This is a genomic window from Synechococcus sp. MIT S9504, assembly GCF_047497135.1.
Lineage (GTDB): Bacteria > Cyanobacteriota > Cyanobacteriia > PCC-6307 > Cyanobiaceae > Synechococcus_C.
In genome coordinates this window covers 2,563,543-2,577,493 of the sequence record NZ_CP138942.1, presented here as the reverse complement: position 1 = coordinate 2,577,493, position 13,951 = coordinate 2,563,543, and the positions used below count along the sequence as shown (strand labels likewise).

Annotated in this window: 11 protein-coding genes and 1 pseudogene; 3 read left to right on the top strand and 9 right to left on the bottom strand. The window is 56.5% G+C overall.

Features of this window, described 5'->3' with window-relative positions; genetic code table 11:
- Nucleotides 1-28 precede the first annotated feature (28 nt).
- Both SIB58_RS14125 and SIB58_RS14120 read left to right on the top strand, forming a co-directional pair.
- Nucleotides 29-778, top strand: a complete 750-nt coding sequence (locus tag SIB58_RS14125; RefSeq protein ID WP_082823441.1) for a sulfotransferase family protein — start codon at nucleotides 29-31, stop codon at nucleotides 776-778.
- Between the two features lie 64 nt (nucleotides 779-842).
- Entirely contained in the window at nucleotides 843-1,493 is a 651-nt protein-coding gene (locus tag SIB58_RS14120; protein WP_067327352.1) for a class I SAM-dependent methyltransferase, read from the top strand.
- Nucleotides 1,494-1,616: 123 nt separating this feature from the next.
- Here the strand turns inward: SIB58_RS14120 and SIB58_RS14115 are convergent, their stop codons facing one another.
- The gene (locus SIB58_RS14115) at nucleotides 1,617-2,867 is read right to left on the bottom strand and encodes a glycosyltransferase family 4 protein (RefSeq protein ID WP_066911353.1); all 1,251 of its coding nucleotides are present in this window, start codon (nucleotides 2,865-2,867) and stop codon (nucleotides 1,617-1,619) included.
- 53 nt (nucleotides 2,868-2,920) lie between these two features.
- Between SIB58_RS14115 and SIB58_RS14110 the strand changes: the two genes are divergently transcribed.
- Nucleotides 2,921-3,835, top strand: a complete 915-nt coding sequence (locus tag SIB58_RS14110; RefSeq protein WP_197461198.1) for a hypothetical protein — start codon at nucleotides 2,921-2,923, stop codon at nucleotides 3,833-3,835.
- Nucleotides 3,836-4,663: 828 nt separating this feature from the next.
- Here the strand turns inward: SIB58_RS14110 and SIB58_RS14105 are convergent.
- The 8 genes and pseudogenes from SIB58_RS14105 to miaA all read right to left on the bottom strand — a co-directional run bounded on the left by SIB58_RS14105 (nucleotide 4,664) and on the right by miaA (nucleotide 13,835).
- On the bottom strand, nucleotides 4,664-5,713 hold the full coding sequence (locus SIB58_RS14105) for a calcium-binding protein (RefSeq protein ID WP_414494669.1): 1,050 nt from the start codon (nucleotides 5,711-5,713) through the stop codon (nucleotides 4,664-4,666).
- An 887-nt stretch (nucleotides 5,714-6,600) separates the two neighbouring features.
- Nucleotides 6,601-7,800, bottom strand: coding sequence for a rhamnan synthesis F family protein (locus tag SIB58_RS14100; protein ID WP_067327361.1), 1,200 nt, complete (start codon nucleotides 7,798-7,800; stop codon nucleotides 6,601-6,603).
- Complete coding sequence (locus SIB58_RS14095; RefSeq protein WP_066911414.1) at nucleotides 7,800-9,107, bottom strand: ABC transporter ATP-binding protein; 1,308 nt, start codon at nucleotides 9,105-9,107, stop codon at nucleotides 7,800-7,802. Before SIB58_RS14095 ends, SIB58_RS14100 begins: the two co-directional genes overlap by 1 nt.
- Nucleotides 9,097-9,942 (bottom strand): ABC transporter permease, encoded by an 846-nt coding sequence (locus SIB58_RS14090; protein WP_066911342.1) that lies wholly within the window; start codon nucleotides 9,940-9,942, stop codon nucleotides 9,097-9,099. Before SIB58_RS14090 ends, SIB58_RS14095 begins: the two co-directional genes overlap by 11 nt.
- A pseudogene (gene cysE, locus SIB58_RS14085) lies at nucleotides 9,939-10,691 on the bottom strand (serine O-acetyltransferase); the annotation flags it as partial. The gene SIB58_RS14090 and the pseudogene cysE, both read right to left, overlap by 4 nt.
- Before the next feature lie 66 nt (nucleotides 10,692-10,757).
- The gene (locus SIB58_RS14080) at nucleotides 10,758-11,747 is read right to left on the bottom strand and encodes a GntR family transcriptional regulator (RefSeq protein WP_066911411.1); all 990 of its coding nucleotides are present in this window, start codon (nucleotides 11,745-11,747) and stop codon (nucleotides 10,758-10,760) included.
- A 439-nt stretch (nucleotides 11,748-12,186) separates the two neighbouring features.
- Complete coding sequence (gene infC, locus SIB58_RS14075) at nucleotides 12,187-12,849, bottom strand: translation initiation factor IF-3 (RefSeq protein ID WP_066911332.1); 663 nt, start codon at nucleotides 12,847-12,849, stop codon at nucleotides 12,187-12,189.
- Nucleotides 12,850-12,902: 53 nt separating this feature from the next.
- Nucleotides 12,903-13,835, bottom strand: coding sequence for a tRNA (adenosine(37)-N6)-dimethylallyltransferase MiaA (gene miaA / locus SIB58_RS14070; RefSeq protein WP_066911329.1), 933 nt, complete (start codon nucleotides 13,833-13,835; stop codon nucleotides 12,903-12,905).
- Nucleotides 13,836-13,951 lie beyond the last annotated feature (116 nt).

The window sequence follows — 13,951 nt, the reverse complement described above, 5'->3', positions numbered from 1 at the left end:
GCGATGAGCCCTCCACCAGGAGCAGTGTATGGATGGCAGGCTGCCGGACTTTCTAGGAGTGGGCGTGCAGAAGGGGGGCACCACCACCCTGCAGGCCATGTTGAAAGAGCATCCTGGAGTCTTTCTGCCGCCCGTCAAGGAACTGCATTTTTTTAGCCTTCACTACGGCGAGGGAGAGGGGTGGTATCGCCAGCAGTTTGTGGCGGCGCAGCCAGAGCAGCGCTGCGGCGAGATCACTCCTTACTACCTGTTTCACCCCGAGGCTCCAGCCCGCATCCGGCGAATGCTGCCGGCAGCGCGCCTGATCGTGCTGCTCAGGGATCCGGTGCAGCGTTGTCTTTCGGGGTTGTTCCACTCTCGCCGGCTGGGGCTTGAGCCGTTGCATGTCGAGCAAGCCCTGGAGGCTGAGCTTGGCAGGTTGGAGGGGGCTGAGGCTGTTCTGGCGGCCAACGATGGTCGCCACTTGTCCCATCAGGTGCACAGCTATCTGAGTCGTAGCCGCTATGAGCAACAGCTCATGCGCTACGAGCAGTTGTTCCCACGGGATCAACTGCTGCTGCTGCGTAGTGAGGATCTGTTTGGGAACCCTGAGGGCCTGTGGCAACGAGTGCTGGCGTATTTGCAGCTTGAAGATTGGCCTCTACCCCATGAGGTAGGGCGGCTCAACGCTGGTGCCGGCGAAGCTGAGCATCTTGATCCAGCTCTGGTGCAGAGGCTGCGCTGGCAGCTGGCTCCCACATATGAGGCAATGGAGCGGCGATATGGGTTGCAATGGTGAGCTGTTAAGGTCCCTTTCGTCAGATCAGTGATCAATGGGTTGGTGGTGGCGTCGAGGCAACCGGATGGCTGACGCGACTTCCTCGGACAAGGCCCAGGGTCCTGAAGGCATTACCCAGATCGGCCATCGAGATTATGTGGGTGGAAAGTGGGATGAGATTGGTGATCTCCAGTTCAGCTTTCTCAAGCAGCAGGGCTTGCGGCCGGAGCAGGTGCTGCTCGATATTGCTTGTGGATCCCTGAGATTGGGTGTCAAGGTGATCCCCTATCTGCAACCGGGCCATTACCTGGGGATGGACAAGGAGCAGCAGCTGCTCGATGCCGGCATTCACCAAGAGCTGGGGGAGACGCTGCTGGCGAGCCAGCGCCCAAGGTTGCTGTGTTCCGCTGATTTTGCCTTTGAGCAGTTTGCAACGCCGGTTGATGCAGCGATCGCCCAATCCTTGTTTACCCATCTGCCGCCGCCGCTGATCGGCTGTTGTCTCGAGAAGCTGCGGCCGTGGCTGAAGCCGGATGGTCGTTTTTTTGCCACATTCTTCGAGGTTGAGCAACAGCGGGATAATCCAAGTGATCCCCACGACCACGGCTATTTTGCCTATACGCGCGAGCAGATGCAGACGTTTGGCTCGGATCAGGGCTATCGGATGGACTACATCGGTGGCTGGGGCCACCCGCGCGACCAGGTGATGGTGGTCTACCGCCACCCGGATGGTTGAAAGCCCTCAGCCGCAGCCATTCATCGATCCTTATCTGACATTGGGCATTTCTGCTTTCGAGAGGGCAATGTGGCCTGAAACGCTCACACCTGCAATGGATGGGGTCTGTCCAGAACAACCAGTTCAGTTCAAGGCGCCAATCGAACCGCTGGCCACCAGTTCCATCAACGCCAGCTGGCGCTGCACGCAGTTGGCCAGCCGGTAGTGCTGCAGCATGGTGGCCCGTGCCGCCTCGCCCAGCTCCTGGGCCAGTTTGCGCTCGCTCAGCAGTTCGGCAATCGCTTCCGCCAGCTGTTTTGGTGCAAAAAAATCGACCAGCAAGCCGTTGTGGCGATCCCGGATCACCTCCTGCACCGGCGCCGTAGCCGAGCCCACCACGGCGCAGCCGCAGCTCATCGCTTCCAGCAGGCTCCAACTCAGCACAAAGGGATAGGTGAGATACACGTGCGCCTGGGAGAGCTGCAGGATCGGGATGAACTGCTCGTAAGGCACCTTGCCGGCGAAATGCACGCGGCTCGGGTCGTATTGGCCTTCGATTTCCGCCAGGAACTTATCCTTCCATTCGCCATCGGGGCAATCGGCGCCGTAGCTCACACCACTGGTTTCACCCACGATCAGCAGCTCTGCGTCCGGATTGAGCTGCTGCAGATGCGGAATCGCTCGGATCATCGTGTGGCAGCCGCGATAGGGCTCCAACCTGCGATTCACGAAGGTCACGATCTTCTGGCCCGGGCTGAGCACGGTGCCGTCGGCGAGGGTCACAGCCTTGGGATCCTTGCTGGGACAGGCCTTGTCGGTATCGATCCCGTCGTGAATCACGCTGATGCGATCGTGCCAGGCGGCCGGATAACTGCTGCGCTGAAACTGGGTTGGCGTCACACACCAGCTGCTGGCTGCCAGATTGACTAGCTGATTGGTGGTTTTCATCCGCAGCCGCGCGCAGCCGGCCCAGTCCCGCTCGCCCTGCAGTTCAGGATCGAAGTCGTAATCGAAGCCGCGCGGGTTGTAAAAGAATTCCTGGTAGGTGAGCAGCGGCACCTGGGGCCAGACATCGCGCAGGAAGAGCAGTTCACCCCAGCCGGGGTGGCCGCAGATCAGATCCGGCGTGAAGCCTTTCTGTTTGAGCTGGTTGGCTGCGCGAGCGCAGGCTTCGGCGCGCAGCACCTTGCTTTCGGTGTCTTGCACCCATGGATGGATACCGGGCTGATTGCCGCGCGCCAGGCGGTAGCGGAAGTAATGCATGCCGCTGGGCAGCACCTCGTCGCTCTTTTCGATCCCCAGCCCCACAAGCTGATGGCCCCCCAGGGCCTCCAGTGCCCGCAGGATATGGATGTATTGGCCTGGGAAGCCCTGGTGCACGAACAGCAGCTTCATGGCAAGCGCTTCTGGCGTGGCTCATTATGGTGCCGCAGCTTTAAGGCTTGATCGTGTCAGCTCTGCGCCTGCGGGTGGTGATTCCCCATTTCTTCCGGGAGGAGGTCAGCGAGGGCAGCGACGGCTACGGCTCCGGGCGCAGCGGCAATCGCCTTCCGCGCTGCCTGGCGCTGGCACGCTGTCTGGGAAGTGTTCTGGCGCTGAACCGCGCTCCGCGTGACTGGATTCTCAACATCGCCGAAGAGCAGATGGAGCTCACGCCGGTCTCGAGCCTGGCCGGTCTGGCGGAGCTGCAGGTGGAACTGCATTTGTTCGTATGCGGGGAACACTGGCTGCAGGAGGTGGTGGAGCTGTATGCGCCCCGGCTGCAGCTGCACCATCTGGAGCTGGAGGATCCGCGCCAGCTGCCCCTGGCGGCGGTGCGCCAGTTGCTCGACATGCCAGCCCCTGCGGATCTTTCGCTGTATCTGGAAGATGATCTGGTGATTGAGGATCGGCAGTATGCCGACAAGCTGGCCTGGTTCCACAAGCGCACGGAGCACCGTGGCGTGCTGATGCCCCATCGCCGCGAGCCCTCTCAGGCCAATGCACCCCAGCATCTGTATGTGGATGGGCCAATCAAGAAAGAGGGAGAGATGCAGCCGGTGTGGGCCAGTGATGAAGCGGTGGTGGCCAGCGGTCGCTTCTGGGATGGCCAGGAGCTCAGCTTTGTGGAGGCTTCGAATCCCCATTCCGGCAGCTTCTGCGTGAGCGCCCCTCAGCTGGAGCAGCTGCGCAGCGCCGCCTGGCCACCGCCAGATTTTGTGGGCCCACTGGAGACAGCGGCTACCGGCACACTGCTGGGTCACTTCCCTGTGCTCAAACCCAGCTGGGCCTGCCGGGAGTTTCTCACACTTGAGCACGGCGATCCATCCTTCCTGCCGCTACTGGATGAGCTGCCCCAGCGGGAGCTGCCATCAAGATCGTGAACAGGGCGGACGGTTTTTGTCTACGACCTTATGGGTTGTGAAATCCTTGGGAATCTCAATTGTGGCATCGCCTGATCAAACCTGCGGATGAAAATCAGATTTTCCAGCGACTATAGTTCTATTCATAAAAGTTAAGATTAAGCTCGGTGCATTTGCGTCTTGCTCGTTGTCTGTCGACCTCAAAGCATAAGAAGTTTAAATTTATCATTTCTCAGGCCTACAGTAAAAAAAACGGCTTAAACATTGCAATTCTGGTTGCTTATTTCCGTAATTCTGTAATGGTTGTCTCATGTTTCAGAATACCTCGATTGCATTGGCTTTAATAAACCGGATCTCCCATTCTGGTAAGTCTCTTCATGGTTCTAGGATTTTGACATTCTTTGACAGTGGTTTTATTGCTTGGCTTGGCTGATTGGGTTGAAGAAAGTAGTTCATTGGTCGTATCTAAGACGTTGCTACATAAGATTTTTTATTTTGCTATTCGATGTTGTTTTGAGGTCATATTTACTTATGCCTGTAAACTATTGACAGAGCTTTCTTCTTCTGTAATATCTTAGGTAATGGTCAGTCTGGAATTAATTTTCGATTGCTAACTTTTGATGGCTGGTAAAGCTAATAATATTTTTTGATGAACTATTGACTCAGATCTTTGCAAAACTCTGCACTTATTTCATTGTTGTTCGGCTTGAGGCTTCATTTGTACACAAATAAATCTTTGCAAATTTGTACAGTGAGGGTTTGACTGTTTGTTTGCATAGAGCATCATTTTCTATCCAATAAAAAAGACCCCGCAATTGCGGGGTCTCAGTCTTTATAGAGATGAAGCTATCAAACGATAAGATCGTTAATAACGACTGCTCTTTGTGCTTGAGCAACTGTTGCAAAGGCACCAGTTTCTCCAATCTGGATTGCCCAGGCCGAACCATCATTACCAGCGGCGAACAGGTAAGAGGTCCAGGAACCAGCACTACCAACTGCAGTCATAGCGAACCGATCATTACCTTGGGCCTGAATGCGGTTGGTGGCAGCAGTATTAGCGAGAGCGTAAGTGGCATAACCATTCGCTGCGCCAGCAAGGTTGAAAGTTTCGTTAACAGCGTTGAATCTCTGTGCATTGGTCGTCTGAATTGCGTCAGTACCGCTTGTAAAGTCGGTCAACACATCAACTGTTCCAGCGGCCAGTGAGGCATCATAAACAGCTTGCGCTGAATTGGAATTGCCGTTGAAGACTTCATTGTTATTGGCGTAATTGAATATGTCTCGGCCACCGCCGCCTGTCAGTTGATCATTGTCAAAACCGCCAGTGATGGTATCGTTGCCTACACCACCATTAACGACGTCTTCACCTGAGCCTGTAGTGAGGTTGTCGTTACCCTTTCCACCTGTAACGGTGACCGAAGCAGTGGTTGCTACGTTCATGGCGAGGGTGTCAGCGCCATCACCACCGTCAATGGTATTTCCGTTAAGAAAACCATTTGCTACACCTTCTGTCAAGGTGTCATCGCCAAGGCCCAAGAGCCATGAAGTTTGAGCTGTGGTACCGACAGCAGTAAAGCCAAGAGTATCGTTACCCTGACCACCACCAATTGTAGAAGCGGTAACGACTCCAGCGATGGTGACGGTGTCAGTTCCTTTGTTGCCATTAAACACAGTTCCTGTTCCGTTGCCGGTATTGACTGTGTCGTCTCCCTGGCCACCCTGAATTGTGGAATTGTTGGCATTTACGCCTGCAACCCTGCTTCCAATGAAGTCGTTGCCCTTGTTGCCGTTGTAAAAAGCGCCAACGTGATCAGCACCAGCATTCAGTTGAGCAATGGTGTCATTTCCTGCACCACCTCTGATGGTGCCATTATGTAAATGTGCCAGTTGACAGCGCATTTACGTTGTTAAACGCGATGAAATCGTTGTTAGGCTCAGCACCTAGGAAAAAGTCTGAAGCATTTCCCTCGAAAACGATGTTATCGACTGAGTCGGATCCCACATAGGTTGCACCGATGCGATCTGAGCCGCCGGGGCCCTTAAGAGTTTTGAAAGAAGCCAAGGTTCCTCAAGAAAAGAGAAGAGTCGTCAGAAGTCTAAGAACTCGTCGAGAACTGTCAACTCCATCACGTAAATAATATCCGGATGGGCTGCAGGTTGAGTAGGATGAGGCCAGTCCAGGCAGTGTCACGTGCTTTCAGGATGCCTGTGCCGGAAGGGATGTGAGCATTCAATTTAACACGCATCGGGCCGTATGTATGTCAGCAGTTGCAAACTTGTTCGGATGCAGCAAAGGAATTGACCTTGTCTTCAAAGTTGCCCAACAGCGACTGCTTTGAGGTCAGTTTGCCCAGCTGGATGGGCCCAGGGCTTTGGTAGACGTTTGGTTTTGAGCGTGGGTCGGGCGGCCGAGTCGGTCGTCAGCCTTTACCAGGTTCTACTTGGATTATTCTGTAAGTATGGTGCCAGTGTCAGTAGGCGACCAGCTGAAAAGCAGCTTCGTTGGCATTGGTATCTAATGCTTTGCTTGAGGATTTCAAGTTAGATCTGAGTAGAGGAGCCTATCGATGCAGTAGCTCAGGGCCGTGTTGAAAAATCAGCTATGTAATGTCTTTGACGTCAAGTAGGGTCAGATCGAACAGCAACGCTTTGGCCTCATCGGCGTATAAGTCGATCTGAGCGCCGATGACCCCAGACCCCCTAATTCAATTTCGCCATGTGGGCTAACACATGTGCTCGAGATGATGATCAACATGCGTCGTGTCGCGTCATGATTTCGTCGATGTTCATGTCTTAGCTCGCACCAGCCGCTTCAACAGCCGCCGCAGTTTCCATGTTCGGGAGCTGGCCATCGTGTTGTTCAGCTTGTTCAGCTCTTCAGTGGTTGTGATCAGCTGCTGAATGGTCGCCTCCGCAGATTCCAGTTGTTGGGTGCAGCGATCGAGATTCAGCTGGGCGCATTGCAGTTGTTCGTCTTGCTGACGCAGGTGTGCCGCAAGCAGAGCCGTTGCTTGTTCAAATGTTTCGGTCTGGGGCTTCAGCACGCTGATGGTTGTGGGGCCTGTTGTTGAAGGAGCGCTTGGGTTCTCGCAGAACAGTTGCCAGAGATGGCCAGAGGCTTCGCAGGCATGGGCCACCACCCGTTCCATGGCGTGCAAGCTGCTGCCGTCGATCGGCAGTGGTTCCGGAGGGAGTTCTTGAAGTGACTGAAAGCACTGAGTGAGGGGGGCCAGGGCTGCGGGGCGCGCCCAGAACATTCCACCGGCTGGAAACATCAACACAGCATCGCGGTGAAGGCGTCGATCGAGCGGCTTCAGCAGTTGATGTGCCAATTCGAAATTGTTCCCCCAGTTCAGGTAAGGGCGGATCAGCTCAGGCGGTTGCGGCATGACGAGCCCAAGCTGCGGATCCTTGTGGAAGCGTTGTCGCAGGGCCTGAATAGTCTTTCCGTCAGGGAGCAGTCGCTTCAGCAGTTGCGCAAGCCAGGCTTCTCCGATGTCGGTTTCAAGCGAGCGTTTCCCGTGCAGATGCAGCACCAGTGCTTCCTGCTGAAGCTCGGGCCAGAGATGTTGTAACAGTGGCCCAAGGTTGCGGCCGCGATTGGGACAAACCCTCACCTCAGTGGATCTGGCTTGTTCAGCGATAGGGCTTTGCAGAAGCGTTTTGGTGATGGAGTCAGCTTTGGCTGAAGTGTCCGTGCTGATCCAGAGCCGCAGATCTTCAAGCCCCGACTGGCAAGCGCTCAGGGCGTCAAGCAGCGTTGGCAGGGTTTCGAGGTAGTGCACATGCAAGTGCACGGCCAAAGGTGGCAGGGGGCTTTTGTCTGTTTCAGGCTCACTGTTTCTCCCCTTGCGCGTTGGTTCCGATTGCTTGTGCAGTCTCCAATCCAAGCGCTGCTCGAGCCCTGGTGATGGCACGAGGGTGGGCATCCCATTGGGATGCATGATGTTCAGTTCGAGATCTCCGCAGGCAAGCGAGCTGAGCATTAGAGCGATACCTGCTGCAATGTTGGAGATCCGGAGCTGAGATCGCAAAGGCCAAAGCCTTTTACCGCTGTATCAGTGGTGATCCTTAATGCACAGGCATCGACGACGCGATGCAGGAAGTCGCCGGGGCGATTGCTGGGCCAGATCCCGCCTCCGATGAAATACAAACCCGGCAGCAGGCCGCCGTTGAAGTGAAACGTCAAGCTGAAGGTGTCACCGGCGGCGCAGATAGGCCCCTGGTGCTGCTGACCGGTGATGCGCAGGCCGGTCTGGTTGGCGATGTTGCAGGCAAGACTCAGATCGCTTTGCGGTTCGTCGGCTCGGTAGGAGAAGCGCAGGCTGAAGTTTTCTCCAACGGGGATCAAATTGGCCGCTTTCCCGTCTTGATTGAGCACTTCCACCGCTTCGATGCAAATGCCGCGGGCGTCGTAGCTCACGCTCGAGCTGGGCACCAGGTTGGCGTCATGCTCCGCGTTGCTGAGATCAGGCGATCCTGTCTCAGGCCCAGGGTTATAGCCTTCATCAAGTCGATCGGCGGCCTGGGCCAGTAGGGAGCTCCACTCAGCAGCTGGCGCGTTGTTGAGTCGTTGGTAGGTGCTAGTGATCAGTTTGGGCGACCCCATCAGCTTGAGTTCTCCGCCGCTGAGAAGCAGTGCCTGATCACAGTGTTGAAGGATCTGCGGACAGCTGTGGGTGACGAGCAGGATCGATGTGCCGTTGTCCTTGAGTTGCTCCAGGTGGGTGTAGCACTTCTTCTGGAACATCTCATCGCCGACCGCCAGGGCTTCATCCACCACCAGAAGATCAGGCTGAACATGCGCTTGTACGGAAAAAGCCAGGCGCACAGCCATGCCACTGGAATAGGTCTTCACAGGTTGATGGATGAAATCACCGATCCCCGCAAACTCAAGAATCGTGTCCAGCCGTGCATTGATCTCGCTTTTTGTGAGCCCTAACAGGGTGCCGTTGAGGTAAACATTCTCCAGGCCCGTGAATTCTGGATTGAAGCCACTACCCAGCTCAAGCAGAGCTCCGATGCGGCCTTCAACCCAGACCCTGCCCGTTGTTGGCGTGAGCGTGCCACAGATCAACTGGAGCAGTGTGCTTTTGCCAGAGCCATTGCGGCCAACAACACCGAGAGTTTTCCCGCGTTTGAGCTGAAAACTCACTTTTTCTAAGGCCCAGAATGGACGATACAGCTGTTTTCGCTTTCCCCAAAGGGCTTGCAGCAGCCTGTCGCGAGGATGCTCGTAGATGGGATAAAGCTTACCGAGCTCTTCCACTTCAAGGGCCAGATCAGAGCACATCGGCAAACCCCCGGCGAGCTTTGCAGAAGAATCTGTAGCTGAATTCACAGACCCCCAGCATCAGCACTGAGCCAAACACGACATAGCTCAGACTCGGCATGTCTCCCTGCACCAAAACACGCCTGCTCTGTTCGATCACCACAACGAGTGGGTTCAGTCCCATCAAGGCTTGCAATCTGGGAGGCAGGGCCGACAGCGGATAAAACACAGCGCTGAGAAACATCAGCATGCTGACGGCGACACCCATCAGTTGCTCCAGATCGCGCAGAAAAACTCCTAATGCTGATAACAACCAGCTCATCGACAGACAACCAAGCACAAAGGGCAACCAGACAATCGGAAGCAGCACAATGGTGAGTGGCACCTGTTGAATGGCGATGAGCTCGAAAACAATCAGCACGAGGGTGCTGGTGAACGCGTGAAAGAGAGCGGCGGCCACGGATACGGCACCCAGTGATTCCAAGGGAAAAATCACCTTGGTGACGTAATTCACATTCTTGAGAATCAGTGTTGGTGCCTGTGTGGCGCATTCGGCAAAGAGGCTGAATGTGATCAGGCCGGCAAACAGATTGATGGCAAACCCGAATGATCCTGCTTGTTCTAGATCGCCCCAGCGTGCTTTGAACACTGTGGAGAACACAAAGGTGTACACCGCCAACATCATCAATGGAGTCAGCAGACTCCAGCCCCAACCGAGAATTGAACCGCGATAACGGCCAGCGATTTCGCGCTCACTCAAGCGCAGCCATAACTCTCGATGATGCAGAAGACTCCTGGCAAAACTCAGGCCGCGTGGATGCCGTGACTTGGGCCGGATGTGTTCTGCTTGGCTCATGTGTCCTCACGATCACCAAGAAATTCAAGGATCTCTCGGTCCTTGAGATTCTGGGATTCTCCAGGTTGCACCTCACTGATCGGCCGACCCGTTGAGAGTGCTTTCAGGCATGCCTGGAGCGTGCTCACCTGGTTTTCCAGTTGATCGATCCGTTCCATCAGATTGCGGATCACGTTGGCCTCGGCGTCTGGCAGTGCTGAGTGGGCCAGGGGATTGATGCGCACGCCGCTTTGATGAATCACGCGTCCGGGGATGCCGACCACCGTGCAGTTCGCTTCCACATCACGCACCACCACAGAGCCAGCTCCGACCCTTGTATTGCTGCCCACCGTGATGGCGCCAAGCACTTTGGCGCCCGCGCCAATCACCACATTGCTGCACAGCGTGGGATGACGTTTGCCGCTTGCTTTTCCGGTGCCTCCAAGGGTGACTCCTTGGTAGAGCAGGCAGCGATTTCCCACTTCCGCCGTTTCACCGATCACCACCCCCATCCCGTGGTCGATGAACACTCCGCTGCCGATCTGGGCTCCTGGATGGATCTCGATTCCTGTCAGGCCTCTGCCCAGTTGGCTGAGCAATCTGGACGCAAGCTTGAGCGGCAAGCGTGAGTGCCACATGCGGTGGCTGAGGCGATGCAGGGTCAGGGCCTGAAACCCTGGATAGCAAAGCAGGATCTCGAGGGCGCCGCGGGCTGCAGGATCGCGTTCACGGATGAGGGCCAGGTCGGCTCGGATCGACTTGAACATGACTCGGTCCGGACCGCACGCTTGCCTGGTTCAGGCATCATCACCTGTCGCCGGCACCGGTTGCGCTGGCTAGCTGAGTTGCAGGCCGATTTCCTTGCGCAGCAGTTCGATCGTGTCTCCACTGAGATAGCTCTCTGCGCAATGCAACTGAGGCATGCGCATCAGCTGGGATCGGTTCTGGCGCAGGCTCTGCTCAACCAGAGGCATGCTGGGGCGATCGCAGAGCACATGGCTGGAGGCTCGGAGCAGGGCCAGCAGCCGGCTGCCCACATCAGGAGTGGCCGTCATCAGCAGCAGCTCGTTGCCGCGCATGCTGTGCAGGATCACTTCCGCAGCCCGCAGGATGCCGGGGCTGATGCTCACGAGCCCCACGCAGCTTCCCTGTCGCAGCTCCTTGAGCATGGCCAGCTCCTCTCGGAAGTCATTGAGGTCCACGGCCACGGCACGCACCCCATGTCGCTTGGCCAGTTCCTCCACCGGTTGAAGGAAATAGCGGCTGGTCACAACGGTGCCATTGCTGGCGCTTTCCAGAACGCTTTCCAGTTCTTCCATCGGCACCACTTCCACCGGTACATCGAGGCAGGGTTCGAGTTCTTCAGCGATCAGCATCGAAGCACCGATGTCTTCCCGCGGGGTGCTCACAAGAACCCTGGCACCGCAACGCAGGCGCCAGTCAATCTCCCGGGTCAGCAGATCCCTGGTCTGCTGCAGGGTGCAGCCCGCATTCAACAGGCCATCCACACACTTGCGCACTTCGCGGTCCACATCGGTGACCCCGCGGTTGCGCATGTTGGTGGGTGTCCGCAGTTCTCTTGGCTTTTGCTGATCACGCACGTAAATGCCGGAGCCGGCCATGGCTTCCACCACGCCATCGGTCTCCAGTTGGCGATACACCTTGCTGATGGTGTTGCGGTGCAATCCCGTCTGCATGGCCAGCTGCCGTGTGCTGGGCAGTCGGTGCCCCGGCGGGTAGTGCCGTGCTGCGATTGCGAAACAGATTTGGTTGTAGAGCTGGGTTGAAGCCGGTATGTCGCTTTCCTGTTGGATGTGGAATCGCACGCCGGTGGGCCAGATCAAGATGCGGCCACCTTAAAGACTGATTGGCTCGGTGACAATTGCTGGTGTGGTTGGTGTCCCTATGCCAATTCTGTTTCGCTGATCAATGTCTGCTTGTGAGTGCCTTTCATACGAGCTTTTTGCGTCTCAGAGGTGTGGGCTTCAGTCCCTTTCAAGAGCTCACTCAAGCTTCTTCCTCGTTCGCTGAGGGTCTCTCAACCCAGTTTGAGATGACCTCCAGCCAGCTGATTGGAGTTTTGAAAGGGTTTGCTGGACAGTTGTTTGGATCAGTTGTCGCAAACTCTCCGGTTGGGGACGAAGACAGCAGGTCAAACCAGACTTTTCTGCGCTCATGGAGCAATGCCACGGCTCAGGCGTCGTGATTTCCAGACACAATTTCAGCTGTAAGCGTTATTGCAAGCTCTCGGAGCTTGTCGCTGGTTTACCCGTTCGTTCCTGGTTTGCTGATCTGCCGCGCTGCCGCCGTGCGCGGCGGTGCAGTGATCGTGCGCACCGCTTTGTTAGCCGCTTCTTCCTTTTCGTCCTGCTTGGCTAGAGGCGTCTTGCGCGGCGTGAGGAACATGATCATGTTGCGACCCTCGCGTTTGGGAGGCTGCTGGATCTCAGCTGGCTCCTCGAGATCCTTGGCCATGCGCCTGAGCAGAACCTCAGCAAGAGCGGTGTGTTGGATCTCGCGGCCGCGAAAGATCACAGTGCATTTGACTTTGTCGCCTGCCTTGAGAAAACGCTGAGCCTGGCCGATCCGCACGTCGTAATCGTGCTGATCAATTTTGTATCGCATCTTGACTTCTTTAACTTCGGTCTGATGCGATTTTTTCTTGGCTTCCTTGGCCTTTTTCTCCTGTTCGAATTTGTACTTGCCGTAATCCATGATCCGGCAAACCGGCGGATCAGCTTTTTCGCTGACCAGAACAAGATCCAGTTCCCGTTCTTTGGCCACTGATAGCGCTTCTTCCCGATCAATCACTCCAAGTTGAGTGCCGTCTGCATCCACCACACGCAGCTGTGGGTAATTGATGCGATCGTTGATGTTGGGGAGCTCCCTGACAGGAGCACGGCGGTCAAAACGGGGACGTGGTGGCATTCAGTGATGAAGAGGCTGCCGGAGAACAAACGGGCCCGGCGGGGTTTCAATCCTCACCCTAGACCGGCTTCGATCAGCTGACTGGCTTCCTTGAAGGGATCGGTATCACTGAGCCAGTGAGGCTGGTGTTGACGTCTGAACCAGGTGCGCTGGCGCTTGGCGAACTGTTGCGTGCGCTTGGTGGTTTGTGCGATGGCGCCGGTTCGATCGAGCTGACCTGCCAGCACCCGCAGTGCTTCGCCGTAGCCGATGGTTTGCAGTAACGGCAGGTCAGCTCCGTAGCGTTTTTTCAGTTGCTGGGTTTCTTCAATCAACCCCTGCGCGTAGAGCTGTTCGGTGCGTTGGCTGATGCGCTGGCGCAGATTGGCTGGATTGAGGCCGAGTTCGAGCACACGCCAGGGAGGTGGGCTGGCACTGGTCTGCGAGCTCATCGTCCTGCCCGTGGCATAGAGCACCTCCAGGGCGCGTTGGGTGCGAACTGCATCCGCCGCGGCGATTCGGCGACCTGCCTCAGGGTCTGCGTCCATCAACAGTTGATGACAGGTTCCCTGGCCTAGTCGTGTGAGTTGCTGTCGCAGTGACGGCTGAGGGGCAACCGAGGGTGGCTTCAGGCCATCGGTCAGTGCTTTGAGATAAAGGCCGCTTCCACCCACCAGCAAAGCCGCAGCCCGTTGTTCCAGGTTGCGGTTCACCGCTGTCAGGGCCTCGTCCTGAAACTCGCGCAGGGTGATTGGCTGATCAGGTCGGCGCAGGTCCAGCAGGTGATGGGGTACCCGTGCTCTCTGCTCTGTGGTCGGCTTGGCCGTGCCCACCGTCATGTCTTTGTAGAGCTGCCGTGAATCAACATTCACTATCTCCAGCTCAAAGCGTTCCGCCAGCTCGAGGGCCAGAGCCGTTTTGCCACTGGCGGTGGGTCCCAGCAGCACCACCACCAGTGGTGGAAGCTGCGCTGATCCTGGCGCTGCCGGTGGGCTGTGTTCAGACATGAAGCGGAATAGGGGGTGGACCCCCTGAAAAAATGACGTCTCAGAGGCCTCTGCAAGCGCCTCTGGCATGCCGGTGGTAGATTCAGCCTGACAGGAAGCCTGGCCGACCCAGATCG